The organism is uncultured Phocaeicola sp., from assembly GCF_948499155.1.
Lineage (GTDB): Bacteria > Bacteroidota > Bacteroidia > Bacteroidales > Bacteroidaceae > Phocaeicola > Phocaeicola faecalis.
In genome coordinates this window covers 1-26,827 of the sequence record NZ_CAOOSE010000041.1, presented here as the reverse complement: position 1 = coordinate 26,827, position 26,827 = coordinate 1, and the positions used below count along the sequence as shown (strand labels likewise).

Below are 26,827 nucleotides of genomic sequence, written 5' to 3'. Positions count from 1 at the left end.
TAAATTTGCAGCGAAAAGTGTATCTCTTAGTAAGAGATACACTTTTTTTCTTCTTTCTCCCAAAACCTTATTCACCACGTTCCCAATAGATTAAGCATCATCAAGTGTTTGTTTTACTTCTGTTCCGTAAATCTTAACGGATGTCAACGTATCATAATGACACATTCTGCAAGTTTTGAGAAAAGACCAAAGAGTTTCCGAAAAAGACTTAAGCCTTTTTCAAAAACGTGGGGAGTTTTAATCGAAACAGATATTGGGGAGAAGAAAAAAGGTGATGGCAGCACTCTTTTCCAAATAGGAAAGAAAGTACTGCCATCACCTTTTTCACCCCTGTTTGTGGGTTTTCCGAAAGAAAATCTATTATTTATCTGTCGGGACAGACAGGATTTTAATATATCCTTCTTTGTCTTTTAATGTTTTGATAGCCTGAGTCAAGTCAGCGTCATCTTTCATGCGTTCCAATATCACACCACGCTGGAAATAATGACGTTTCACGATTTCTTCGGCTATCGCTTTCTTTATCTGTTTGGAGAAACGATTCAATTCATGGTCCAGATTATGCGTCAGTTTCTTTTCCAAAGCTGCAAATTCTTCGGATGCCCCTTCCATATAACCTTCAAACTCGGCAATCTCCTTCAAGTTCTTCAGCGATTTCTCACTTTGGCGGTCATAAGTAAAATTGCGCTTCTTCAACATCTGCTTGAAATCATTATAGTCGGCATCTGTCACTGAGAAGTCTTTCACTTCACCAATGCCGGGATGCTTAATACAGTACTGGGTGGCGTAATCAAAAATCATATCATCATTCAACAAGTAGAACATGATATTGGGGAAACGCTCTGCCTTGACTTCTACATCGGGACGGATACCACCGCCATCGCGCACCTCACGTCCCACAGCCGTATGAAATACAGTAGTCAGACTGTCAGGAATGCGTGCCACCGAACCGTCGGCATTGCGTTTGGCATAATCAATGGCCTGAATACAGCGTCCGCTGGGAATGTAATATTTGGCAGTTGTCACCTTCATGCTACTATTATAAGGAAGTTCACGCGGAACTTGTACCAAACCCTTTCCATAGGTGCGGTTACCCACAATCACAGCACGGTCAAGGTCCTGCAAAGAACCGGAAACGATTTCGGCTGCCGATGCCGTAGCACCATCTACCAGCACGGCCAAAGGAATTTCCGTATCTATCGGCTCATTGGATGTCTTATAAATGCTGCCGGCTTGCTTAATCTTGCCCTTAGTCACTACTATTTCTTTGCCTTTCGGCACAAAGAAGTTTACCACATTCACAGCTTCGCCCAATAGTCCTCCACCATTTCCACGCAAATCGAGAACAATAGAAGCCGCTCCCTGCTGCTTCAACTCAATCAACGCTTTCTTTATATCCTTGGAACATCCTTCGATAGCAAAAGTACTGATGGCAATATAGCCTATATTCTCATCTACCATGCCATAGTAAGGGACAGGATTGGTGCGGATGGTTCCGCGCGTAATCTTCAATTCCAACGGCACATAAGTGCTGTCTGCCGTGGGGCGTTCCAACTTCAGCACACAAGTAGTGCCGGGTTCGCCACGCAGATTGTCACTGACATAAGAAGTCAGTTCGTTGGGCGTTCTGTCTCCCTGTGCCATGTCCTTGCCGTTTATCTCCATAATAATATCTCCCGCCTGCAAACCGGCTTCGGCTGCCGGACTTCCTTCCGAAGGCTCGATAATGGCAACACGCTTGCGAGGAGTGTAATAACGGATAATAGAACCGATACCGCCGAACTTTCCACTGGTCATTTCTTTCAGTGTGTTATCCTCTTCAGGATAATACTCCGTATAAGGGTCGGTCTGTGCAAGCATCGCCTCGATGCTATAATTGATTACCTTTTCGGGATCAATCGTATCCACATAGAACATATCCAGTTCCTTGAATACCGCATTGAAGATATCCAGGTTCTTAGCTATCTGAAAGTTACGGTCATCGCCTTTGCTAAAACTGAAAAGAGCACTTCCTGCCAAGCCGACACACGCTATAAATAATAAACTCTTAGTATTCCACTTCATTCTTTTATGTATTTGTTAACCGCAAATTAATACATTATTCTAATCAGGACTGCAGAAGCGCCGCTATATTTAACTTTATTTCGTCCCATTTTTTCTTTGATAAGGTTGTGCCCACCACTTGTATCACATTGGATGCCAAAATGGAACCGATAATGGAACATTTCTCCAAAGAATAGCCGCACGTGAGTCCGTAAAGGAACCCGGCAGCATAATAATCGCCCGCTCCGGTGGTGTCGACCACTTTTTTCACCGGCGGAATCTCCAGTTTGATACATTCCGTACCTTTCTTGATACAGGAACCTTGCGCACCAAGTTTCACAACCACCACACTGCACATGGCAGAAATTTCATTGATGGCTTCCCACGCATCTTTTCCCGTATAGGCACGCGCTTCTTCTTCATTGGCAAAAACGATGTCGACATACTTATTTACCAAAGTAGTAAAGAAGTCCAGTTCCTCCGCCACAATATTATAACTGGCCATATCCAGACAAATCTGTGCACCGGCTTCTTTAGCCAACTGCATGGCACGAAGAATCAAATCATGGTCTTGCACCAAATAACCCTCTATATATAGATAGGCATATCCTTTAAACATATCCAATGTGAGATTTTCGGCTTTCATGGTTGCCGCTGCCCCCAAATAAGTACCAAAAGTACGCTCCCCATCGGGAGATATAAAGGTAGAAGCAACCCCCGTAGGCAAATCGCCGACTAACAAATTCATGTCTATACCACGCTTCAAACCATTCTTTTTAAAATATTGCCCAAAATCATCTTTTCCTATTTTGCCGATGAAACCGGGCTGCGCTCCAAGGTTAGCCAACGCCAAAACCGTATTTCCGGCAGAGCCTCCCGTTGCTTTATGAGTCTTCATATCAGCAATTTCATCTCTGATTTTCAGAAACTTAGCTTCATCTATAAGTTGCATACTTCCTTTGGGCAAATTCATTTCATCCAACAGTGCATCGCCTTGCAAAGTAACAAGAACGTCAACCAATGCATTGCCCATTCCAATTATTTTATCCATTTACCTAAAATTTTTCTGCAAAGATATTGCATATTTCGAAAAAACCTATTATCTTTGCACCGCAATTAAGAAAAAAAACATTCTTCCTTAGCTCAGTCGGTTAGAGCATCTGACTGTTAATCAGAGGGTCCTTGGTTCAAGTCCAAGAGGAAGAGCGAAAAGAATTAATTGCAAATTCTTCCTTAGCTCAGTCGGTTAGAGCATCTGACTGTTAATCAGAGGGTCCTTGGTTCAAGTCCAAGAGGAAGAGCACAAAGGTTCGCAAATGCGAACCTTTTTTGTTTCTTATAAACTTAAAGAGGTGTGCCAAAACACCAACTTTGGAATTTTGACGCACCTCCTACGATAATATCAATAAGGTATAAGATTGGACAAAATCTTTTGTGTATACCATGGGTCATCAATGGTTTTCAACTGTCGGCCCATTTCTTCGCACAGTTCTTTTACGACTGCCGGATGTTCTTCCAACGGCAAGTTATGAAGTTGATAAGGATCGTTCCAGTCATCAAAAAGCAAGCTTTGCGTAAGTTCCTTATTCTTCTTGTCTACATAAAATGCCAATGTATAGCGGGCTGTCTTTATGCCTCTCGCCTTCGGGAAATAACTGACCACCAAACCGTCTTTATCCTTGTCTCCATCTACATTCTGAATATAAAGTGCACCGGAAGGACGTGGAACAACATCATCTGCTCCATAAAACAGAGAGGCATAGTTGATTCCTTGCACATTGTCGGGAATATCCTTATCCAAATGACTCAAGCCCAACAAAGTAGGCATAATGTCTGGTGAAGACAACAGCAAACTATCCACCCTCGGACGGATATGTCCCGGATAACGAACCATGAACGGAACATTCATCGACTCTGCATAAGGAGAATTTTTCGGGTCATCCGTAGACTGGCTACACATCGTTTCGCCATGATCGGAAGTAAAGACCACAATGGTATTCTTGTCCAACCCCAGTTCTTTCAGGCAATCAAGAATTTCACCGAATGCACGGTCTACTCCCGTAACCGAAGCAAAATAATAACGTGCCGATTCTGCCTTGGGACGGTTTCTGTCGGCATTCGGACGAATCAGCAGACTGTCGATAGGCTTATCCTTATACAGATTGAAGTCTTCCTCCATGCAGTCATTCAGTGTGCGATAAGGACTATGAGGCGGATTCATTCCCACCATAATAAAGAAAGGTTTTCCGGTATCACGCTGTTTTTCTTTATTCCTGAGATAAGCGATTACTTGCTTGGCTTCGTGCAAAGGCGACCATTCTTTCGGTTCATGGCGTTTGCCGGCAGTATCCCAATAATGTGGATTCTTATGCACGTCAAAAGTACCGTAAGAATACCAGTAATTAAAACCGTGACGACGCTCGGGCGGAGTATAAGCATCCCACACCGGACGCTGCTCTTCTACATACTCACCGGGATGTGCCGGATCATTGGGAGTGGGGAAGTCTGCGTGCAGCTTTCCAAAGTAAGCACATTCATAACCATTTTTGCTGAACACGTCACTGACACATTCCACATCCGTACGCAATGAACTGATGGGGCGTTTGGAATTACAATTCAGAGGGACACCACTCTTGTTAGGATACATTCCGGTCAACAGACAACCACGGTGAGGGCTACTCAGCGGACAATTACTCATGGCGGAAGAGAGTACCAGCGACTCTCGGGCAAAGTTGTTGAGATGAGGGGTATGCACAGGATCGGCCTTGAAATTAACGTGTCGGCTGAATCCTTCTTCGTTCCAGAAACCCATAGCCATGTTGCGGTATTGGTCCGGAAATACATAAATAATGTTCGGGCGTTCTGCCACGACAGCAGAATCTTGTTTGCCGGCATTGCCGCATGACAACAGGCCAACTCCTCCCAGTAACGGTAAAATCAGGTTCTTCATAATAATTTATCTTTCGAAATGTTTTTCGCTTAAAAATCCGGTCTCATTGCTTTACAGCATAGCGAAGATAGGCCATTTCTTTCTATTTCATAGTTCCATTTCGTCCATAATAGGGAGAAAATTGTGTATTTGCTTTCTTTAAAAGGAAAGAAGAATGATTTTCAGACAGAAGAACAAGTAAGGAAAGAGAAAAACCTGGAAAGTTCCTTTGTTCTTCTGCCGAAAGAAATAATGTCTATCAGCCCACTTCACCACGCATGCGATCTTCGAAAGCGGCAAGTGCGGCCTTTGCTCCTTCACCCATAGCAATGATAATCTGCTTATAGGATACGTCCGTTACATCTCCCGCAGCATAAACACCCTTCACAGAAGTACGGCCGTTCTTGTCGGTCAGGATTTCTCCCATGCGGTTCGTTTCCACCAAATCCTTGAATAAAGCGCTATTGGCAGTCAGACCAATCTGAACGAAAATGCCGTCCAAAGCAAAGATTTCTTCTTTTTCCGAAGAACGATCCTTCTTAATCAGACCGACCACCTTATCCCCATCGCCCAATACCTCAACCGTCTGGGTATGAGTAAAGATATCTACATTAGGCAGACTCCTGACTTTCTCTTGCAAGACGGTATCCGCTTTCAGAGTCTCCATAAATTCGAAGACTGTCACCTTAGAGCAAATGCCTGCCAAATCAATGGCCGCCTCCACACCAGAGTTACCGCCACCGATGACAGCCACCTCCTTGTCTTTATAAAACGGCCCGTCGCAATGCGGACAGAATGCCACTCCATGACCAATGTATTTCTCTTCGCCCGGAACATTCAACTTCCGCCAATTGGCACCTGTAGCAATAATCAGCACAGGAGCCTTGTAGCTCTCACCGCCTTTGACCGACAGCACTTTCATTCTCCCTACTACTTCAGTTTTTTCTATCCGGCGATTCTCAAGCACATCGATATGATAAGCAGCCAGATGGTCCTTCAGGTCCTGTGCCAGTTCCTTACCGGTAGTCCGAGGTACGGATATCAGATTCTCAATACCCATAGTCTCATTCACCTGACCGCCAATACGTTCGGCCACCACAGCCACCCGCAATCCTTTTCGGGCAGAATAAATGGCAGCCGCAGCACCGGCAGGACCGCCTCCCGCCACCAATACATCATACTCTTTCGTTTCAAAAGACTCCGGTTCCACCGAGCCATAACGCGCTTCAAGCTTTTCAAGCAAATCACCGATACTGCCGCGCCCCACATGAATCTGCTCGCCATCGGCAAACACCGTAGGAACGGCCTGCACCTTCATGCGGTTCACTTCCTCTTCGTTCACAGCACCGTCTACGGCCTGATGGCGTATCTGAGGATTGAGCACCACCATCAGGTTCAATGCCTGAACCACATCAGGGCAGTTTGTACAGCTCAGTGACAGATAGGTAGTAAGATTTATCGGTCCGCGCAATGCACGGATACGCCGGGTGATAAACTCATCAGGGAAATTCTTGCCTTTGCCGTCGGCGTTGAGTACCGCCATCAGCAGGGAAGTAAATTCATGCCCGCCGGGTACGGCACGGAAAGTAATTCCCGTATCTTCCCCTTCCTTTAAAAGAATAAATTTCAAGCCCTCGCTCTCTTGCAAACGGCAGGAGAGTTTCTCGGAACAGGAAGCCACTTCTTCCAACAAGTCCACCAACTCGGCACGACTTTCGTGCCGGGGGTGGACAAAGATGTCGAAAGTATAGTGCGCATCCAGTTGGGCAAACAATCCCTTCAACTGTTCCTTTATTGCACTATCCAACATATTTTTCAGGTATTTTAAATTTTACCTACCAGGTCAATGCTCGGTTTCAGAGTCTCGGCTCCTTTTTTCCATTTCGCCGGACAAACTTCTCCATCGTGACTGGCAACAAACTGAGCTGCTTCCACTTTACGGAGCAATTCGTCGGCATTACGTCCGATACTGTTGTCCTGAATCTCAGCCAACTTAATCTTACCTTCGGGATTGACCACAAAAGTACCGCGATAAGCCATACCGTCTTCTTCAATCATCACACCGAATGCACGCGAGAGAACTCCCGTGGGGTCCGCCAACATCGGATAAGTGATTTTTCGAATGCTTTCGGAAGCATCATGCCATGCTTTGTGAACAAAATGTGAATCAGTGCTGACAGAGTATACCTCCACACCCATTTCCTTGAACTGGTCATACTTCTCTGCAATATCTACCAACTCGGTAGGACAGACGAAAGTAAAATCGGCAGGATAAAAGAAGAAAATAGCCCATTTGCCTTCGATATCCTTGTTAGTCACTGTCTTAAACTCTCCATTATGAAATGCCTGAACTTTGAATTCAGGAACTTGTGAATTAATAATAGGTTCCATATACTTTCTATTTTAAAATTGAAATTAATTTTTAAATTGTAATTATTACATCTGCAAAGGTAGTGTACTACACTTCACCCTGCAATACCTAATTATTAGGATAATGTAGAACAACAATCACCATAAATAGGTACACGAGATTAGGTGTTTTTAAAGTTTTTACGTACTTTTGTCCCGCAATTTATTAAAAACAACCCAAAATGGACGATTCCAACCCACGAACGTACAGTATAGTATTAACTTATCCGGCAGGGCTCTAAACAGCATGCCTGCAATGCCTCTGCCCGGACTTAAAACAAACGAAAGGAGGCAATAAGATGAGAAAATATCTTTATTGTGAGAACGGCTTTGTGGAAAAGCCGCAGTGGATGCCCAACTGCTGGGTAAATGTAGAATGCCCTGATAAAAGCGATTTTGACTTTCTGACCAAAGACTTAAAAGTTCCCGAATCTTTTTTGGAAGACATTGCTGACGTGGATGAACGCCCGCGCACCGATACCGAAGAAAACTGGTTGCTGACCATTATCCGCATCCCTTTGCAACAGCAGGGAAGCATTCCATATACAACCATTCCCATCGGCATCATCACAAACAATGAGATTATTGTCACCATTTGCTATCATTCCACCGAAATGATACCTGACTTTATCGACCACACACGCCGAAAAGGAATAGTAGTGCGCAATAAATTTGAACTGATATTGCGGCTGATTTATTCTTCCGCAGTATGGTTCCTGAAATACCTGAAGCAGATAAACAATGATGTGGCAGCGGCCGAAAAGGAATTAGAGAGAAGCATACGCAATGAAGATTTACTGCGGTTGATGAAACTGCAAAAGACATTGGTCTATTTCAACACCTCGATACGTGGAAATGAAGTGATGGTAGGCAAATTGCAAAGTATCTTTCAGGAAAAAGATTATCAGAACCCTGACCTGGTGGAAGATGTGGTCATCGAATTGAAACAGGCATACAACACAGTGAATATCTACAGTGATATTCTGACAGGCACAATGGATGCTTTTGCCTCCATCATTTCAAATAATGTGAATACTATCATGAAGCGCATGACCAGTATCTCTATCATACTGATGGTACCTACATTGATTGCCAGCTTTTATGGAATGAACGTGGATGTGCATGTGGATGAGTTGCCACATGCTTTCAGCCTCATCATATTGATATCTATCGTATTATCGGCCATGGCCTTCGTTATCTTCAGAAAGATAAAGTGGTTTTAATCTCAAACCGTATGGGAAATAGAGAAGTGTGCCAAAAGCTGACATAACGGTCACGCTGTTTTTGCTTTTGGCACACCCGCCGCTAGCACCTTCGTTTTCTTTGTCCGAGCTTACGTTTTATCCACAGGTAATAGCCTGTCAATGGCAGACAAGCCCCGATGAGAGCCGCTGCAAAGGCAAGTATCTTGGTAAAGATACCGCCCCAGCTCCCTACATGCACCGAATATATCCACCCCCGAATCTTTCCCGACGGCTCAGCGTCCTGATATAAAGATACATTCATTATCTCACCCGAACGAGGGTCAAACTCATAACGGTCACTCGCACGCTGATTGCCCAACCGGTCAAAAGAGACATTGGCAGTGCCCCGGGATATGGAAATCTGTCGGTAATCGGGATTCTCATCCTTCAACTGTCGATAGACCTGTTCCCAATGTGCATACGGAACCTGTGACTTTTCCTTCTTCTCCTGCCCATGAGCTGCGTGCCCGCTTCCCTGCCGGGTTTCTACTCCGAAAATTTTATAAAATCCAGTCTGGTACCAAGCAAAAGACCAAGTCAGTCCCGTCAGTGACATCATCAGCAAAAACAGCAACGCATACAAACCGCCCGCCACATGAAAATCGTAACAGAACCGGCGGAATCCCCTCCGCAACGTTATCTTCAGACTATTCTTCAACGCCCGCAGTGTGCGCGGCCACCAGATAATGATGCCTGTCAGCAGAATAAGAACAAACATTAGTGTACTCACTCCCACTATCACCTTTCCCCAGAAGATACCGCCACCGGGCTTCATACTGTCCAACAGCCAGCGATGCAGTTTAAACATGGTCAGAAAAAAGGCCGGACGCTCGTATTTTCCCTTCACTTCACCCGTATAAGGGTCAATATAAACCGATGCACGACGTGGTTTGGAGAGATTTACCTGCCACGTGCGCCCCTTCTCTGAAGGAATACTCACTCCGGTGACAGATACACTGTCGGGCAATGTCTCCGCCACTCGTTCGAGAAGCATTTCCACAGGCAGTGGTTCCGCCTTTACCTCCTTCACATGATAAAGGTCGGGGCGGCTCCACTCCGTTATTTCGTTCTCGAAAACCAGCATGGCACCCGAAAAGCATATCAGACTGACAAGCAGTCCGAAAGGCACGGAAAGCCAAAGATGCAATGTACGAAATATCTTTTTCATTTTTGAGATACAAGTTTACCTACGGTACTAACAGATTCCGCAACGATAGTCAGCCCCTTTGTGGCAGTAGCCGTCCGAGGGTCAATCTTGTAAAGTGCCGGAGCACTGCCATCGGTAGTGGATACCGGCACATATATGTAACCGTTCTCATTATAAGGGATATTTCCATAAGCGCTCAGAACATCTTCCGACGGCAATCCGGTCACCGGCTTCAGTGTCCGGTCCTCACCTTTAAAGACAGCTAGTTCGGTGGTGTACTCCCCTTTCGACTGTAATCCGCGAGTATACATCTGAAGCAGGAAATAATCTTCTGTGATATGCCAGCATTTGTACACCGGATGTTTGTTTCCAAGCTCTTCGAGATTGACATAATAAGTGGCGTCGAACGAAGTTTCTCCTGCCTTGATTCGCATCACTCCCGAAGGAAGTGTTCCCTGCACACGCTTCAAGTCGTCCGAAGAAGTAGTGAGCCGTCCATAGCCCGGCGAGAAAACGTACAAATCGCCATTATCGGCCGCCCAGATGGTCTGGTAATATTGCGAACGCATACGTCCGCTGGCAAAACCAATTTTGTCCGTGGCGACAATCGTTGGGGTAGTGCTGAAATCACTTCCGCTATAAATGGCCACGTATGCATAATCGGGATACTGGGTGGAAGGAATAGAACCTTCTTTATAAGCACTGCTGGCACTGCCTCCCGCCACGGTTGCCACAAGTTGAGGGTCGGTCACCTTGTCCGGAAACGCTTTTACACCATATTGGCTCATCCCCATCGGAATTACTGAAGTGTAAAGTTTGCCGTTCGCCTGCACAAATCCGGAAAAGGTAACATACTCACCGTTACCCAAATAGTTTTCACACGGGTAGGTCTTGGTACTCGTCGTACCGTTCAGCGAATTCAGATAGTTCACCAGGATGCCTTGCTCCGCATATCCGTTGGCATCCGTCCGGTCTGTATCGCCGGTAGAAGCGGTAATGACATTGTCGCCCCATGTGCCATACGTGGTGATGCGTTTAAAGGCATACGACAGATGCTCTTCGGGCTTATTATTACAGTTCAGGATATAAGAGGAGCCGGTTCCGTCTCCTCCTTTATTATACACGAGACGAAAAAGGTAATCATTGTTATGAAACACCCAATACGTACCGGTCTCGGTTTCAAGACCATTATTTTTTACTGTGACGCTTCCTTCGTCCAAAGACTCGGCGGTCAGGAGATAATTCACCCCATCAACAGTGGCGGCAACCACGTATGTTCCTGTCCCGGTATCGGTACCGGGAGTATCCGGCGTTGGATTCTCGGGCACTGTATCATCACTGCATGAAGTCAACACACTGCCTGCACAAAATACCATGGCAACAGACCAAAACAAAAAATTTCCATTCATCATTCTTCTATTTTATTTATCGATTCATATTTATTGTCCGAAATAAACTCTCACCTTCCCATAGAACGCACGCCCGGCTTTCTGCAGACTATAATTATCATATAGCTTCTCGTCCGTGAAGTTCTTACATTCAAACGAAAGATTATAGCGTCCGTTCTTGATGCTATACGTAACTCCTAGATTATGTGAAAACTGTTCTGGTACGCGTTTCTTGGAAGAAGCCTCTCCGATGGCTTCCCAATTCAAGGGAAACTCGTGCTGGTAATAGCTGTCATACGTGAGCGACAAGCGGTTTCCTTTTGCAAACAAGTCATGCCAATAGAGAGAAGCATCCAGGCTGGCATAACGGTAAGGCTGGTTGGGTATACGCAGTTTATACTTCAGGCTTTCCTGCAGGGAACCCCCTTCCAGGTATTTCTCATTGTCACGCGTATCCATGCTGCTATAAGTAGCTCCCACACTGAGCCAATGCGAATAACTGTAACGTGCGGATACATTGAAGCCTTTCGTCTTTACACGCCCATGGTTATAATAGGAACCATAGCTTTTGCCTCCAAAAGAACTGATAGTACGAACGATGTAATCTTTCGTATCACGATAAATCAAACTTCCTTCCACATAAAGCCCATGTTTGCCAAACTGGTGTGTATAACTGAGGTTCAGATTAATGTTGTCACTGTTCTCCGGATTCAAATCAGCCTTCCCCGCTTCCAAATCCTCGTCACCGAACAGTTCTTCATTGGACGGTAGCCGATAAGCTTTCTCGTATGAGAGCTTCGCCTGCAGGTCCTTTATTATCCAATAGGTGCCTGCCACACCGTAACCCAAAGCGCTTACGTTCTTAGACATATCGATATAGTTTCCTATGCCGTCGGCATTTTGTGAGACCAATCCCGAACTATGCTGGTTGTAATACTTCCCGAAAGCAGAGAAGTTCCATTTCTCAGTGGGCATCAGGCGATAAGAAAGCCCGGTGATATTCTTCCTTGTCTTCTTGGGAACAGTAAAGTCGGAGACGGCCGAAGTGGAATTCACATCCGAACGGTTACTTCGCTCAAAAGCAGTCAGCACATGGCTCAATGTAAAGGTCTGCGCCCTACTAAGGCGATAATCGGCCCTGAACGTTCCATTCCAGTTCTTATTCTTCGATTCATTGTCCTGATAAGATTGCTCTCCTTTTGAACCGGTATATTGCTTTTCGCCATACCAGTTGTATTGATAAGGCACAGTATCAACATTCTGGGTCAGGTTATAATTATAATTTGCCGTCAAGCTGATATCCAGCCCTTTGGTGAACAAATCCCGCTTACGATACTCCAATGAGGGCATCAGCGAATGTCCCTTGCGATGCTTCTCTCCAAATACCGCTTCCTGACGCACTCCTGTCTGAATCTCCTTGTACATATTGGAATAAGTAAAGCCAAAGAGCAAACGGTCGGCAAAAGGTTTTCCCACCCAACCAATCTTTCCGATGACAGCCTCATTGTGGTAAGTGTCATTGAAACGCTTTACATGCTCAATCTTCTTTTTGTCGGTGGTATTGCCATCGGGAGAAAAATGAGTGACATAAGTATCCACATAATAATCATTGTCGGAATAGTTTTGGAATGCATTTATCTCATACATCCATCCGTTTCTGAAAGTCTGCCCGAAATTGACATACGACTTGTGCGTATTAAACGAGCCATAGGAATAAGAAGTATCCAAAAACCATTTTCTCTTCTTCTTGTTCGTCACAATATTGACGATACCTCCTAAAGCATCGGTGCCGAATCCTACCGGTACAACCCCTTTATACACTTCTATACGCTCGGCAAAATTCACAGGAATATTGTTCAGCCCGAACGAGCTGCCTACCCCCTCCTGTGGCACTCCGTCAATGAAGATTTTGACATGTTTTCCACAAAAGCCGTCCAACATGAGTTGGGTGTCAGAGCCTACACCTCCTGCTTCCCGCAACTTCATACCCGGAAGTTTGGACAAGGCGTCACTCAAATTCTTCGTCGAGTTCTGCAACTCCTCCGTATCCACAGCCACGGCATTAAAAGCCGAACGCTTCACACGGCCTACCCCATTGGATACGACAACGACCTCATCCAACTCTGTTACAGACGAAGCTAACACTACATTCATTTTTACTCTCTCATCCCGAAGGAGTTTCACCGGCTTCTCCACCGTTTCGTAGCCGATGGCAGAAACAACCAGCGTATACTCTCCTGCCGGAGCATGCAGATGATATATTCCCTGTTCATTGGTCATACAACCATAGTTGGTCCCTTTCAGATACACAGTTGCCAAATCTATGATTTCCTTCTCCTTCGATACGACTTTACCCGAAATCATGGTTTTATATGGCTGTGCATATACAGATACGCCCGCCCATAAAACGATAATTAAAATACTCACTTTCCGAATTGCTGTTCTCACGTTTTTCTCTTGCTAAGTAATTACATTCTTTATTCGGATGCAAAATTCCTAATAAAACCGACGCGCCGCAATCGCTTTTTATAGGTAATTTAGAAAGCTGTCTCAGCAGTCATTTCTTTCCTACAATCACCATTTATAAGTATTCTCCCCCATTAGAAGACAAATATACCATTGCCCGGAAACAAACTTTTCTGTATGCTGCAAAGCATTTGAAATATTAATAACCTATCTTTGCAGCATTAAACCAACCTATTAAACACCAGTAATAAATGAAAAAGCTATCTAGTTTTCTATTGTTATTTGTCTTTCTATGCTGCTCACTGTCAGCAAAAGAAACGCAAATCATCCTCTTTTCTACCAATGACATGCACGGCAGTATTGATAACTTTGCCAAAATAGCAAGCTATATACAGAAAGAACGTACCAAGAACCCCAATATCTTGATTCTAAGTGGAGGAGATATGTTTTCGGGGAATCCGGTAGTAGACCAATATCCCGAGAAAGGCTTCCCCATGATTGACTTAATGAACCGGATAGGCTATCGGTATGAGATATTCGGGAACCATGAATTCGACTATGGACAGGAAGTGTTGAACCAACGAATGGAGCAGGCCAACTTCCAATTCCTGTGTGCCAACATGATTGTCGACGAAGAAACAGCCAAAATCAAACAACCTCAACCTTATGCTTTCCTCCAAATCGGTGACACCAAGATATGCATCCTGAGCCTCATCGAAGTGAGTAAGCGAAGAACAGGCGAACTGCTCCCCGCCACCCATCCTGCACGCCTGAAAGGTGTCACATTCACAGAGCCAGTCTCAACAGCCCTTAAATACAAGAACTTACGCACTCAATGTGACTTGTTTGTCGGTCTCACCCATACCGGTTATACCAAAGACTGTGAAATAGCCGAAGCGATGCCCGAGCTGGACGTTATCATTGGAGGGCACTCACATACACGCATTGACTCCACCATTATCGTGAATGGTGTCCTGATTAATCAGGCACAAAGTAATCTCCATTATCTGGGCAAGACCACCATAACCTTAGATGACAATAAAGTAAAAGATAAGAAATTCGAGCTGATTAATATCGCGAAACTCAAAGACGAAGATACAGATATCAAGCAACTGATTCAGAAATTCCGAGAGGATTGCCACTTAGACCAAGTAATAGCACACGCCACAGCACAGTTCAACGGTAAAGAACCTCTCGGCTCACTGATGACGGATGCCGTAACCAGCGTGCATAATCTCGACTTTGCTTTCCAGAATGCCGGCGGCGTGCGCATCGGACAAATAGCCAAAGGAGAAATCACCATGGCCGAGATTTATCAACTGGATCCCTTCGGCAACAGCGTAGTTATCTACCGGATGACTCCGGCAGAGATTCGCACCTTATTAATGAACTCCTACCGCAAAGCCAGCAAACGTGCCGATTTATTGGTTTCGGGCATGACCTATACCATTCATACCCATGACGGCAAAGCCGTGAGTGTCACCCTAAAAGATATGAACGGTAACCCGCTGGACGAGAATAAACAGTATAAAGTAGGAATGAACAGCTACATCGCCTCCAGCTACCGATTTGACCATGCCGACCCGGGACATGAAACGACTGCCACCTCATCAGACGCTCTGATAGAATATCTGAAACAGCAAAAGGAAATCACACCCCAACGGCCGCGTACAAGTATCGTAGAAGAATAAAACAGGATATATATATCAGAAAGAGGTTGTTACCGGTATCGGTAACAACCTCTTCTTTCATTTTATGTTGAAATTATCTCAGTTTAAAAACGAGATTTTAAGAATTATTTGGCAAATGCGTGGCGATAACCTTTCACCTTGTTCCAGCTACCGCGGGTAAAGTCGGGTACAGCTACCGGAGCATTACCGTTTTCGATAGAAAGGCGGGTAAGGTCTGCCATACAGCACCATTCAGCCAAGTCGTATACATCCATATCCAAAGGCAAACCGTTGCGCAGACAGTAAACCAGACGATAGTCCATGATGTAGTCCATACCACCGTGACCACCTACCTTCTTGGCAGTTTCTTCCAGTTCCTGGTGAATCGGGTGTTTGTATTTCTGCATCAAGGCTTCTTTCACGTTTTCGGGAACAGCAGCGTGCATATTCAGGTTTTCGTGGTTAGGCACTTCTTTAGCGTCAACTTGGTCGGGACGCAAGCAGTATTGTTCGATAGGATATTTGTTGGCGAAACCATTCGTACCTGTCAGCTGATACATACGGCTGTAAGGACGAGGATTCATTACATCATGCTGAATGTGGATAGTTTTACCGTTTTCAGTGCGGATGAAAGTCATGGTGTGGTCACCGTTTTGGAATTCAATAGAATCATTTGCCAAACCATATCTCTTACCCAGTTCAGGACCGGTTACAGCTTTAGTATCCATAGCCACCAAAGTCTTCATGCGGTCACCACGGTGAATGTCCAGCAATTGGCAGGCCGGGCCAAGGCCATGAGTGGCATAAACGTCACCACGGAATTCGTTGTTGTAATCCAAACGCCAGTTGTTCCAATATTCACCCCAGAACTCTTCAAGGTTGTGGATATAAGAACCTTCTACGTGCAGCACTTCACCGAACAATCCCTGCTGAGCCATGTTCAATGTAGTCAGTTCGAAGAAGTCATATACACAGTTTTCCAACTGCATACAGTGCTTGCGAGTCTTTTCTGAAGTATTGATTAACGCCCAGATTTCGTCCAGTGTCATAGCAGACGGAACTTCAATGGCAACATGCTTGCCGTGTTCCATAGCGTAAATACCCATTTCGGCATGATGTTTCCAGTCTGAAGCAATATATACCACATCAATATCATCACGTTCACACAATTGCTTCCATGCATCTTCAGAACCTGAATATTCGGCAGCTTTAGGAAGACCGACCTTTTCCAAAATACCTTGTGCTCTTTCTACACATTTGGGACGAAGGTCACACAAAGCTACAATTTTTGTACCGGGAATATGAGTCCAACGTGCAACAGCACCGGGACCACGCATACCCAAGCCAATAAAACCAACACGAACCGTATCCAGTTTCGGAGTGGTCAGTTGAATTACATCTTGCTGTCCGGCAGGACGCTCGGGCACAGCAACTTCGATAGGAGCATACTCCTTTGCAGCAGCTTCCTTCTGAGGAGAAGCGCATCCGACCAAGCAGAACAATGCCAAGCCGGTCATCACAGTCAATAGATTCTTAATCTTCATGTCTTTTCAAAAATAAATATTTAAAATATAATAGTTAGTATTCATTTATAAACCGACGCCTTATTCGGCAATCGTCACATTCGTCACCCGCTCCAACCAAAAACGGTTCTGATTAAAATGGAACGGTTTATAGTCCGTGTTCTTCTTTATAACATTATTGCGGAATATCAATCCATCTACAGATTTGGCATACAGAATAGGAGCGTCAAAAGTATCGAATTCATTATCTTCTATCACAATACCCCCTTCCGGTCCTCCATGAAAATATTTCTGCTGATTCTTCAGGTCGGGTATTTCCGGGTAAATCGAAATCACGGCATTCGTAAACTGAAATAAATTGGTAAGTGCATTCACAAAACGATTCTTGCGAATAATTACATTACGGCACGCTCCGGTTTCAAACCAACCATTACAGTCTCCACACAATAAAATAGCAGCCCCTGAAGTATGGTCGAATAAGTTATTCTCGACAACTGTTTTACGCGGAGTACTGAACAACGTACCTCTCGCCCGATTATTGCGAATCGTATTTCCGGCAAACAAGACTTCCGGAGTCCAAGTAAGATTCTCAATACCAAATCCACTCTGTTCATTGATAGCCGAATCTATAGCCTCATCAAAAGCAATGATGAACTCACGTGCTCCATCTATTTGTTCTTTATCATACGGACGAATGCTTGCAATCTTATTCTGCTTGCCAATCAATTCCATAGTAGCGGATTGTACGAACTGCACCTCATCTCCGGCGCGTCCCCATTCAAATCCCCATGACTGACCGTGCATATAACGTCCGACCAATGTACGGTCATCTATCCTTTTCACCACTTTTAGATACGTTCCATGCACATTAATGGCATCATCCATCATGCCCTCATACAATCCGTTGCACGAAGTAATCTTTCCTTTGCAACCGGAAAAGTGAGTTGCATCTGCCTGTGTGGTAAAATAACGCGGATCATCCTCCCCCTTCAAACAAACACAGAACTTCTCTAGCGTGATATTGTCACTGAATTGTGCCAGCAATCCCATTCCTTCGGCATAATGGACTTTTATGTTTTCCAAGGTCGTATTTAAATCATGTGAAAGAAAGATACCGGGAGTGGGACGTCCCCAGCCACGCATGGCAACAACAGTTCCGGGAACAAGACGTGCATCTTTCCAATGAGGAGCACGGATGCGGCGCGGCGCAATCTCACTTGCCCCTTTCGTCGGGCAAGCAATATCGCTGGTATTGTATACCAAATGTTTGGTATCCCCATCAAAAGCAATACCCCAAGAATGTTTTAAAGTCCACCCTTCTCCATAAGCTTCAAAGATTGAGTCTTTAGCTATACGATATTTCACCCATGAAGCCGGTTCAAAAACGATTCCTTCTTGAGGAGTATTCTCCAATATCTTTATTTGTGCAATATGAGGGTTTTCAAAATCAATACTGAAATTCTTCAAACTACAGTTCTCCGAACGAAGGAGTGATACCGGTAACATTCTCCCATGAAAGACAAACTGTGCCCCTTGTCCGTCAAGAGTGAGATTCTTCATATCCTCCAGTGCAATACCTACTTTCTTGGGATTGTCCTGGTCGTGGTTCGAAATATAATATTCGCGTACGGCAGCCCCTTTTTCATGAAAGTCATAACGGCCTTCAGGAAAACGAAGAATAACCGCCTCACCATCCTTACACTCCGCCTTTATTTTCGACAATGCCTTTTGTAAAACAGGAGAAGCATTTTTATGAGTATTGGGTTTTAAGCCAAACGTGGAAATATCATATACTTTTTGAGCATACAAATTTATTGAAGTGAGCGCAAAGACCGCACTTAACGCTAAAATCGAAAGTAATTTCATACTTATTAGATTTAATGAATTAACCAATCGCTGTATTAAAGTACAAAGAAAGGAAGTTTCCCTTATATACTCTGTATTTGCTTATGTTTTTTTAACACATTAATGATAAAAAACGGGATGTGAAGACAAATGTCATACACATCCCGTGCATAATCCTAACACCTAAAATTCATCTCGATTAATATCCCGGATTCTGATCATCCCGCAACAACGGATTTAAATCCATCGCTCCTTGAGGAATAGGCATTAACATTAAACGATCACTCCATGTCATATTCACGACCTCATAACCATTAGGAGCATAGACCGTAGCATTCATTACTTTGTTACAATATGCAGCTCCATAACGACGTATATCATCATAACGTTGTCCTTCAGCAGCCAGTTCTATACGACGTTCGTTACGCACAAAATCCAAAGCAGCCTCCTTAGACGGCATTGCTGTAGGTACATTAGGCATACCACAACGATCACGTAAATCGTTCAATACCTTTTGGACTTCAGCATCCCAACCTTTGGTTTGAATCCGCGCTTCAGCATAAGTCAGCAAGACCTCGGCATAACGGATAACCGGATAATCTTCCATACTAGCCCAATCCGAATAAGCTGTCAAAGAAAGCAATTTTCTATAGCTATATCCTGTCCATGATTCATTGCCGTCCGATCCAGCCCATGCCGGATTCCAGCGATAATAGAAAGTCCCAAAATCTGTTTCATGCCATCCTTTAAAAGGGAACAACATAGAAGCATAGAGACGGCTGTCACGATTACGGAACTCATCCATATAGGCATATTCTTTCAGATTCAAAGTAGGAACAGTCTTAATATAAGTAGTTTGATCCATTCCTTCAACAACAGCTGTTATTTTAGCAAAATTCTCTTTACGGGTTGCTACAGGAATCTCAGGGCGTATCGTTTTGCCGTCAATATCCCAATACGCATCAATCAATCCCTGCATCGGTTCGTATGAAGAATAGCCAGAAACCAATTGACTAGGACGAATATAAGTATAGCGAGTCCAATCGTAGTTATTATCATCTGCCATATACCCCCGGGTCACCAAATACTCTGGATTATCAGGATTGGCATTCTCCTTATGCCACAGACATTCATAACTGAACATACCTTTCACAAACTTATCCTTATCGATATTCTTTGCTTCAAAATCAATATATTGTTCCATCTCATCAGCCTCTTTCTGTTGAGCGGCATTCAAAGATGTCACACGGAACAAACTATGATGTCCTTCCTGAATTATCTTTCCGGCAGATGCTTCCGCTTCTGCAAAATTACCAAAATACAAAGCAGCACGAGCACGCAAAGCTAATGCTCCGGCTCGAGTGATTCGTCCTTTTTCATAACCTTCTCCGCCAGGATAACTATCTGGTAATATCTCAGCTATTTCATCTAATTCACTCAAAACAAATGCTTGAACAGTTTCCACCGGATCACGCTTCACATTAGGCGCATCATACTCCATCACAGTAGTAACCAAAGGAACTTTACCAAATTTAGTAGTTAAATCCAAATAATCCGACGCACGAAAATAGCGTGCTTCAGCTTTCATTCTTTCCTTCAAAGCCGCGTCCATTTCACATCCATCAACTTTTTCAAGGAAGTTATTTACAATACGAATAGTACTGAAGCTATAACCACGGTCACTCTCAGAACTAACTCCATTTTGTTGAATCAATTCATAGGGGCCTTCCCACGGTTTATGACTATGTGCATTATCCGTACACATTTCATCCCAAATATCCATACCACTCATTTGTGCATAACAAGCGTTCAAACCATACCATGCATCCTTTTCTGTCTTCCAGAAATTTTCAGCTGCAATCTCTGAAGGCGGTACTACCTCCATATCACATGAAGCAAAAGCAACTGTAAATAACCCTAGAACAGCTAAATTCTTTATATTTTTCATAATTCAATTCGTTATTTAAGATTATCAATTAAAATGAAACATTCACACCAAATGCTACGGATTTACTACCTAAATAGCTCAAGCCACGTCCTGAAGGCGATTCAGGATCAAAATCTTTCATTTTATCATCAGCACGTAATGTAAATAAGTTCTCTCCTGTTACAAAGAACTTCAAGCTACTCAAGCCCCAACTCTTCACTACATTTGCAGGAACCATATATCCTAAAGAGATACTTTTAATACGGAAATAGTCCGAATCAAACAACTGATAGTCTGAGAAATATTGATTATAGTCATCTAAACTATGTCCTCCATAAATACGCGGATATACGGCACGCGGATTAGGATTTTCTTGTGTCCAACGCCCCCGGTGAAACTCACGAGGGTTGGCATTCAACATAAAGGCTGAGATTTGCTCTGATTCAAAAGCTGTCATTGTACCGCTTACACCTTGGCCAAATACAGACAATTCAAAATTCTTCCATTGCAGATTCAAATTAACCCCATAAGTAAAATCAGGAACATCTTTACCAATGATTGTACGATCCTCACCAGAAATAGCTGCATGAGATTTATCCTCATTCGCATCCAAGTCACCATAATACTTCACATCCTCACGTTGAGGAACATATTTAATATCACCGGCATTAGGAATACGGCCAAAAGTATAAAAGCGTCCTGCATCAATTTCTTCTTGCGTATAAAGTCCATCAGTCTTATATCCATAGAATGAACCGATAGGCTCACCTTCTCTTAATATAAAACGAATTTTATCACCACCATTACTAATGATATCATCTGAACCGGCTAAGTCCACAACTTTATTTTTATTAGTTGCAATGTTACCAGTTACTGTATATTTCAAACCACCAACATTACCTCTATATGTAAGAGCCATCTCAAAGCCTGTATTTTTCACTTTTCCGATATTTTGAGACGGTGCGCTCCAAATACCAGTTTCTACCGGCACATTATAGCCCAACAAAATATCACTGGTATTTTTGATATAATAATCGGCAACAATGCTTAATTTATTATCAAACAAATCAATATCTACACCAAAATCAGTCAAAGCAACCGTTTCCCAGCCCAAACCTAAATTGGCCGGTTTAGATTCCAGAATACCTTTTACAGCCTCATCATTGAAATTGTAATCAGAACCTAAATTGTAATTTTGGAAATAATCATAGTTCCCTACATTATTAATATTACCCAACGTACCCCAAGATGCTCTAATCTTCAAATTATTAATCCAAGATAGATTTTTCATAAACTCTTCTTGGCTAATACGCCAACCGGCAGAGAATGAAGGGAAATATCCCCAACGATTATCTTTATAGAAACGTGAAGAGGCATCCGCACGAATATTAGCTTCTAATAAATAACGATCCATTAATGAATAATTAATACGTCCAAAGTATGAAAGAATCTTGTATTCAGTCATTCCACCACCATTAGAAAGATCTTTTCCAGCATTAGAGCCACCGTTCAAATCCACCAAAGCATCAGATGGAAAGTTTTTACGCCCTGCACTCAATGCTTCATATTTATAGTGCTCATAAGAAGTACCAGCTAATGCACTAATATTATGTATCGAATTAGACCAATCATATTTTACAGTTCCAGTATACAGCATACGTGTTACACTACTCCAGTTCATACTCATAGAGTTTGTATAAGTACCGGTACCACCAATAGGTACACCAGTCTCGAAAGTCTTCACTTCATCTTGCAATGCAGTGTAAGACTTACCCTTATACTCTTGGCCGCGAAACACTCCTTGACCGCTAATCACCAACCCTTTAACTGGTTTTATATCAAAACCTAAATCATACATTGTTTCTTCAGTCTTGGATTTACTCCAATTTTTTTTACTTAAAGCACGAAGAGGATTGCCTGTGATAAAAGATTGGGTAGCCTGTTTGCCACCGGCAATACTTCCCCATTCTCCATTTGACTGTTGACCTACCATAATAGAGGGAACCAATAAAAAGTTTCCCATCCAAGGTTGTCCATGTTCTGTATCAGACACATTGCGTATGTATTTAATACTACCTTTAACAGTAAACCATTTAGTAATATCCGATGCTATATTAGTATCCAATGTATAACGAGTTTTGTCCTGCCCTGACATAAAATTAGGCTTATCATCATACATATATCCCAAATTCATAAAATAGCGTACTTTATCGCTTCCCCCACTGAAGCTTACAGAATGTTGGGTAGTCAATACATGTTTATCCAACACCAAATCAGCCCAATCCGTATTAGGATAATAGTCAAGATCTGTTCCATTTCTAAATTTATCAATTTCTTCCTGCGAATATGCCTGATATTTACCATTTGCCGCATTACGGTTATACATACCTTCATTCAACATAGAAGCATACTCCCATGAATCCACAGTTTTAGGCAGATAAGTAGGAGTTTTCATACCCACCAAGCCACTATATGAGACATTCATCTTTCCCTTTTCGCCATTTTTGGTAGTCACCAATACAACACCATAAGCTGCACGAGAACCATAAATAGAAGAAGATGAAGCATCCTTCAAAAAGGAAATACTTTCTATAGAATTAGGATTAAGACTTTGAAAAAACGCAGCATCCGCAATAGCACCATCAATCACATAAAGAGGTTCTGAAGTTCCCAAATTACCACGTCCACGGAAGTTTATAGATGGAGTAGATCCCGGACGAGAAATTACAGTCACTCCAGGTACTGTACCTTGAACAGCCGAAAGCACATTAGTCTGAACACGGTCTTTAATTTCGCTTGAGTTAACAGAAGCAACAGAACCTGTTAAATTCACCTTCTTTTGGGTGCCATACCCGATAACTACGACTTCATCCAATGTTTTGGTATCCTCTTTTAAAGTTACATTATAAAAAGAAGTACCCGAGTGTATTTTTACTACTTGAGGTAAATAACCTATATAGCTAATTTGCAATTCATCACTAGAAATCGTCAGAGTGTAATTACCTTCAAAATCCGTAACTGTTCCATTTGTGGTAACCCCCTTTTCAACAACTGAAGCACCAATAATGGGTTCACCATTCACATCTTTTACACAACCTGTTATAGTTCTGTTCTTCTGTTGCTGATGTTCTATTACACTTACAGCTTTTACTGTCGAAATAAGAATTTGGTTATTTACTATTTTATAAGTATAACCAGAATCTTTAAACATTTGATTTAATACCTGCTCAATAGAAGCATTCTTGACATTCACAGAAATCTTTTTGTTTAGTCTAATTTGGTTATCATTATAAAAAAACGTATAGTCACTAAGTTTTTCTATTTCCTGCATTACAGAGTGCATGGAAACATTCGACTTAGTTAGTGAGATAGAAGTGGCCTGAGTAAAAGCATTTGCCGGTATTGAACAAGCAGCACAAGCCATTAAGACACAAAAGAGATGTCTTTTCACTTTTTGCGGATAAAATAACCGCAGATTACTTTTTTTCATAAAATTTGAATTGTTTATTAGATTAAAAAATTAACAGTAATTCCATTTAATGGAAATATAAACGTTCTCAAATAATCCCATAGGGGGATGTTTATCATAGCCTAGTGTTTTTCATAAGCATTAAATTTTAAAGTTCTACTATATTACTTATTCCTTTGCTTCTATCAAATAATGATTATTACCAACCATTTTATAAGTCAATGGAGCACTATGTGATATGTAATTTAATATTAGGCCCAACGGTTCGCTATGTACAGTAAAAGTGAAACGATAATATTCAGCTAATTGAGGATCACACTCTATCCTTTGCCCATACCACTTTTCCAATCTATTCAATATCATCTGCAAGGTTTCATTCTTGAAACTTATTCTCTTCCCCTTTCGCCAACCAGAATAAGCATCTGCATCAATATTTGTAAGACTCACTCCTTTTTCCTCACTATAAGTCAACTTTTCATTTGGAGCTAAAGTATATATTTTACCTTCCAACTTCTTATTGTCTGAAATCGCGACTTTCACTTTCCCTGTCAACAAAATAGCCTCTACCTCTTTATCGTTATCATAACTAAATATTTCAAAAGAAGTTCCCATTACCGTTACATCCATCTTTTTAGTTTTCACAATAAACGGATGAGCTTTATTGGGGCTCACATTAAAAAATGCTTGTCCAGACAATTTAACCTCGCGATTAGAGCCTGAAAATTTTTGAGGATAGGTAAGTTTACTACCTGCACCTAACATTACCTTCGTACCATCCGCCAATTTCACTGAGTCCATTGACTGATATCCGGTATTCACAACATAAATCACTTCCTGATGACCGCTTTTCACAAATAATAACGCCGAAAGCAACATACATATAGCCACTGATACAGCTATTCCATATCGATAGAAAGAATAAGTGAAATGATTTTTCTTTCTTCTAATACTCTTCAATATACTATGCAAAATACGTTCTTCTCTTACCGGATCAATAGTAGCAGGTACCTCTTCCCATTGTTTGCGAAGAGCATCATTAATAAACTCATAATTATTCAGTTCCCCTCTTTCCTTGGGTTCCAGAGAACGTTCAAACAGTTTCTTTATTACATCATCCCGATTTTTGCTCATTTTACATTTTATTTTTTGCACAGATAAATTTTATACGCATCTATTATAAATACGCACAACTAATAAAGTACCCCCAGACGAAAGCGCTTTTTTTTGTAAAAATCAAAAATGAAGTAATTTAAAAGATAAAAATAAGATAAAGCATTATGTTCTTCTTCAAAAACTTCAGAGCTTCATTAATATGTCTTTCTACAGTTTTTTCACTGATATTCAGACGGATAGAAATTTCCTTATACGTTAAATGAGCATTCCGGCTCAGGTTGAACACTTCCTGTTGCCGTGGAGGAAGTTCTTTGACCATTTTTTCTATAAATTCTTGCAAATCGGCCGCACTAAGTTCTTCTTCAAGATTATAATAAGGCATAACACTACTTAATACAGTCAGTTTATATGCATTTTCATTAAAGCTCCTGCGAAATTGATTAAAAACTAAATTACGAGTAATAATAAAAAGGAATCCTTTAAAGTTATCATCCTCACGCAACAAGGTGCGACTCTCCCAAACTTTAACAAATACCTCTTGCACAACCTCTTCAATCTCCAAAATAGAAGATAAGTATAAACGAGAGAAATTATAAACCTTCGGCCAATACCTTCTATACAAAGTGGTAAAGGCTTTTTCATCTCCTTCTTTCAACTGTACGATTAATTCCTTTTCAGTCATTCGTTATTAATTATACGCAAATATATTACTTAATAGTTAAGAAAGAATCTAATATGCTATTATTTTTATAGCACCTACTATTCTTTCATTCTCCATGTCCCATTACATCACCTTAGAGGCTTAGACTTTCACACATAACTTTCCTCGCTTCTTTTTTCTATTCTAATGAACAAAATTATATAACTAGAGCTTCTTTAAAAAAGTGCCAGCTATAAAATAGTTCTTTAAAAATCTTTTCTATTCTTCTCCCTAATCCATATTACAAAACCTGATACAATACATACATATATACAGGCTTGTGTCAGCGTATGGTTTTACACTTGAAAGAGAAACATCCATCAATCTTTATTAATATTAAAAGAGAACTAGTAAGCATTCAAGTTTAAAATGGCTTTTCACTGATATAGCACCTTAGTATACATTAACAGAATTGTTTCTCTTTCTTCCAAATAACCAGACTAAAAGACGTTTACCCGAATCCCGACATCTACCAATAATTGCGTTGTTTCTCCCTTCCTCCTTTCATTAGCCATTGAAACGCCCTGCCAGTGGGGGTTCCGGTAGTGAACGGGCATCCCGTCACCGCCCCTTCAGCCTCCTTTCATTTTGTGAAGTTTCTTCCGGCTTTTGAACTTTTTCAATAGCGCTTTACGGTAGGGGCGGACCCATGTGTCCGCCCAATGCCCCCAATAACTTAAAGTGAACTGTTCTCGGGCAGACACACGGGTCTGCCCCTACAGAAAACGGCAGGCTAAAAAGATGAATACACTGGGAATTGCTGAAGGCAGCTTGTGAAGGGACTTGGAAAGCGCGGCTGAAGGGAGGATGAGGGGATGTGCTGTCATTCTTAACCGATTGATTATGTGAGTGTTTTAATTAAAATGTAAGGATGAACGGAAAAGAAGGAATACCCGACTTGGTGAGGGGATGATGCAATCTGCCCCTACATGAAAAACATACCGAGCTTTTTAAAAA

Annotated in this window: 16 protein-coding genes and 2 tRNA genes; 4 read left to right on the top strand and 14 right to left on the bottom strand. The window is 42.3% G+C overall.

Going from position 1 to position 26,827, the window contains the following annotated elements; genetic code table 11:
* Nucleotides 1-360: 360 nt before the first annotated feature.
* Together QYT14_RS17985 and QYT14_RS17980 are read right to left on the bottom strand one after the other, a co-directional pair.
* Nucleotides 361-2,061 (bottom strand): S41 family peptidase, encoded by a 1,701-nt coding sequence (locus tag QYT14_RS17985; RefSeq protein WP_288326208.1) that lies wholly within the window; start codon nt 2,059-2,061, stop codon nt 361-363.
* 43 nt (nt 2,062-2,104) lie between these two features.
* A complete protein-coding gene (locus QYT14_RS17980; RefSeq protein WP_288326210.1) occupies nt 2,105-3,091 on the bottom strand; it encodes an adenosine kinase in 987 nt (328 codons plus the stop codon).
* Nucleotides 3,092-3,172: 81 nt separating this feature from the next.
* Here QYT14_RS17980 and QYT14_RS17975 point away from each other — a divergent pair.
* Together QYT14_RS17975 and QYT14_RS17970 are read left to right on the top strand one after the other, a co-directional pair.
* Nucleotides 3,173-3,246 (top strand) — tRNA-Asn (locus tag QYT14_RS17975).
* A gap of 21 nt (nt 3,247-3,267) precedes the next feature.
* A tRNA-Asn gene (locus tag QYT14_RS17970) sits at nt 3,268-3,341 on the top strand.
* Nucleotides 3,342-3,442: 101 nt separating this feature from the next.
* Here the strand turns inward: QYT14_RS17970 and QYT14_RS17965 are convergent.
* From QYT14_RS17965 to ahpC, 3 genes are all read right to left on the bottom strand, one after another.
* Nucleotides 3,443-4,990 carry a sulfatase gene (locus QYT14_RS17965; RefSeq protein WP_288326212.1) on the bottom strand — a complete coding sequence of 516 codons (1,548 nt, stop codon included), beginning with the start codon at nt 4,988-4,990 and terminating at the stop codon, nt 3,443-3,445.
* Nucleotides 4,991-5,228: 238 nt separating this feature from the next.
* Nucleotides 5,229-6,779: an alkyl hydroperoxide reductase subunit F gene (ahpF, locus tag QYT14_RS17960; protein WP_237039408.1), complete on the bottom strand. Its 1,551-nt coding sequence runs from the start codon at nt 6,777-6,779 to the stop codon at nt 5,229-5,231.
* Between the two features lie 14 nt (nt 6,780-6,793).
* Nucleotides 6,794-7,360 carry an alkyl hydroperoxide reductase subunit C gene (ahpC, locus tag QYT14_RS17955; RefSeq protein ID WP_237039407.1) on the bottom strand — a complete coding sequence of 189 codons (567 nt, stop codon included), beginning with the start codon at nt 7,358-7,360 and terminating at the stop codon, nt 6,794-6,796.
* Between the two features lie 317 nt (nt 7,361-7,677).
* Between ahpC and QYT14_RS17950 the strand changes: the two genes are divergently transcribed.
* Nucleotides 7,678-8,601: a magnesium transporter CorA family protein gene (locus QYT14_RS17950; protein ID WP_237039406.1), complete on the top strand. Its 924-nt coding sequence runs from the start codon at nt 7,678-7,680 to the stop codon at nt 8,599-8,601.
* A gap of 82 nt (nt 8,602-8,683) precedes the next feature.
* Here QYT14_RS17950 and QYT14_RS17945 read toward each other — a convergent pair whose 3' ends face one another.
* The 3 genes from QYT14_RS17945 to QYT14_RS17935 are packed head-to-tail and all read right to left on the bottom strand — an operon-like array spanning nt 8,684 to nt 13,521.
* Nucleotides 8,684-9,790 (bottom strand): PepSY-associated TM helix domain-containing protein, encoded by a 1,107-nt coding sequence (locus QYT14_RS17945; RefSeq protein WP_288326215.1) that lies wholly within the window; start codon nt 9,788-9,790, stop codon nt 8,684-8,686.
* A complete protein-coding gene (locus QYT14_RS17940) occupies nt 9,787-11,178 on the bottom strand; it encodes a DUF4374 domain-containing protein (protein ID WP_288326229.1) in 1,392 nt (463 codons plus the stop codon). Before QYT14_RS17940 ends, QYT14_RS17945 begins: the two co-directional genes overlap by 4 nt.
* Nucleotides 11,179-11,208: 30 nt before the next feature.
* Nucleotides 11,209-13,521 (bottom strand): TonB-dependent receptor, encoded by a 2,313-nt coding sequence (locus QYT14_RS17935; RefSeq protein ID WP_288326231.1) that lies wholly within the window; start codon nt 13,519-13,521, stop codon nt 11,209-11,211.
* Nucleotides 13,522-13,874: 353 nt separating this feature from the next.
* Between QYT14_RS17935 and QYT14_RS17930 the strand changes: the two genes are divergently transcribed.
* Nucleotides 13,875-15,314: a bifunctional UDP-sugar hydrolase/5'-nucleotidase gene (locus tag QYT14_RS17930; RefSeq protein WP_288326217.1), complete on the top strand. Its 1,440-nt coding sequence runs from the start codon at nt 13,875-13,877 to the stop codon at nt 15,312-15,314.
* Between the two features lie 104 nt (nt 15,315-15,418).
* Here QYT14_RS17930 and QYT14_RS17925 read toward each other — a convergent pair whose 3' ends face one another.
* The 6 genes from QYT14_RS17925 to QYT14_RS17900 form a co-directional block, all read right to left on the bottom strand.
* Complete coding sequence (locus QYT14_RS17925) at nt 15,419-16,837, bottom strand: Gfo/Idh/MocA family oxidoreductase (RefSeq protein WP_288326218.1); 1,419 nt, start codon at nt 16,835-16,837, stop codon at nt 15,419-15,421.
* 60 nt (nt 16,838-16,897) lie between these two features.
* Nucleotides 16,898-18,682, bottom strand: coding sequence for a right-handed parallel beta-helix repeat-containing protein (locus QYT14_RS17920; RefSeq protein WP_288326220.1), 1,785 nt, complete (start codon nt 18,680-18,682; stop codon nt 16,898-16,900).
* Nucleotides 18,683-18,860: 178 nt separating this feature from the next.
* Nucleotides 18,861-20,609, bottom strand: a complete 1,749-nt coding sequence (locus tag QYT14_RS17915) for a RagB/SusD family nutrient uptake outer membrane protein (protein WP_288326222.1) — start codon at nt 20,607-20,609, stop codon at nt 18,861-18,863.
* 28 nt (nt 20,610-20,637) lie between these two features.
* Nucleotides 20,638-24,078 (bottom strand): TonB-dependent receptor, encoded by a 3,441-nt coding sequence (locus QYT14_RS17910; RefSeq protein WP_288326224.1) that lies wholly within the window; start codon nt 24,076-24,078, stop codon nt 20,638-20,640.
* Nucleotides 24,079-24,225: 147 nt separating this feature from the next.
* A complete protein-coding gene (locus QYT14_RS17905; protein WP_288326225.1) occupies nt 24,226-25,188 on the bottom strand; it encodes a FecR family protein in 963 nt (320 codons plus the stop codon).
* Nucleotides 25,189-25,306: 118 nt separating this feature from the next.
* Nucleotides 25,307-25,852, bottom strand: a complete 546-nt coding sequence (locus QYT14_RS17900) for an RNA polymerase sigma-70 factor (protein ID WP_288326227.1) — start codon at nt 25,850-25,852, stop codon at nt 25,307-25,309.
* Between the last annotated feature and the right edge of the window lie 975 nt (nt 25,853-26,827).

Bases quoted from the DNA above. Each gene is read 5' to 3' on its own strand.
- QYT14_RS17905 (WP_288326225.1), bottom strand. From the start codon at position 25,188: ATGAGCAAAAATCGGGATGATGTAATAAAGAAACTGTTTGAACGTTCT.
- QYT14_RS17920 (WP_288326220.1), bottom strand. From the start codon at position 18,682: ATGAAATTACTTTCGATTTTAGCGTTAAGTGCGGTCTTTGCGCTCACT.
- QYT14_RS17925 (WP_288326218.1), bottom strand. From the start codon at position 16,837: ATGAAGATTAAGAATCTATTGACTGTGATGACCGGCTTGGCATTGTTC.
- QYT14_RS17980 (WP_288326210.1), bottom strand. From the start codon at position 3,091: ATGGATAAAATAATTGGAATGGGCAATGCATTGGTTGACGTTCTTGTT.
- QYT14_RS17950 (WP_237039406.1), top strand. From the start codon at position 7,678: ATGAGAAAATATCTTTATTGTGAGAACGGCTTTGTGGAAAAGCCGCAG.
- QYT14_RS17915 (WP_288326222.1), bottom strand. From the start codon at position 20,609: ATGAAAAATATAAAGAATTTAGCTGTTCTAGGGTTATTTACAGTTGCT.
- QYT14_RS17900 (WP_288326227.1), bottom strand. From the start codon at position 25,852: ATGACTGAAAAGGAATTAATCGTACAGTTGAAAGAAGGAGATGAAAAA.
- QYT14_RS17940 (WP_288326229.1), bottom strand. From the start codon at position 11,178: ATGAATGGAAATTTTTTGTTTTGGTCTGTTGCCATGGTATTTTGTGCA.
- QYT14_RS17935 (WP_288326231.1), bottom strand. From the start codon at position 13,521: ATGATTTCGGGTAAAGTCGTATCGAAGGAGAAGGAAATCATAGATTTG.
- QYT14_RS17910 (WP_288326224.1), bottom strand. From the start codon at position 24,078: ATGAAAAAAAGTAATCTGCGGTTATTTTATCCGCAAAAAGTGAAAAGA.
- QYT14_RS17985 (WP_288326208.1), bottom strand. From the start codon at position 2,061: ATGAAGTGGAATACTAAGAGTTTATTATTTATAGCGTGTGTCGGCTTG.
- ahpF (WP_237039408.1), bottom strand. From the start codon at position 6,779: ATGTTGGATAGTGCAATAAAGGAACAGTTGAAGGGATTGTTTGCCCAA.
- QYT14_RS17965 (WP_288326212.1), bottom strand. From the start codon at position 4,990: ATGAAGAACCTGATTTTACCGTTACTGGGAGGAGTTGGCCTGTTGTCA.
- QYT14_RS17945 (WP_288326215.1), bottom strand. From the start codon at position 9,790: ATGAAAAAGATATTTCGTACATTGCATCTTTGGCTTTCCGTGCCTTTC.
- QYT14_RS17930 (WP_288326217.1), top strand. From the start codon at position 13,875: ATGAAAAAGCTATCTAGTTTTCTATTGTTATTTGTCTTTCTATGCTGC.
- ahpC (WP_237039407.1), bottom strand. From the start codon at position 7,360: ATGGAACCTATTATTAATTCACAAGTTCCTGAATTCAAAGTTCAGGCA.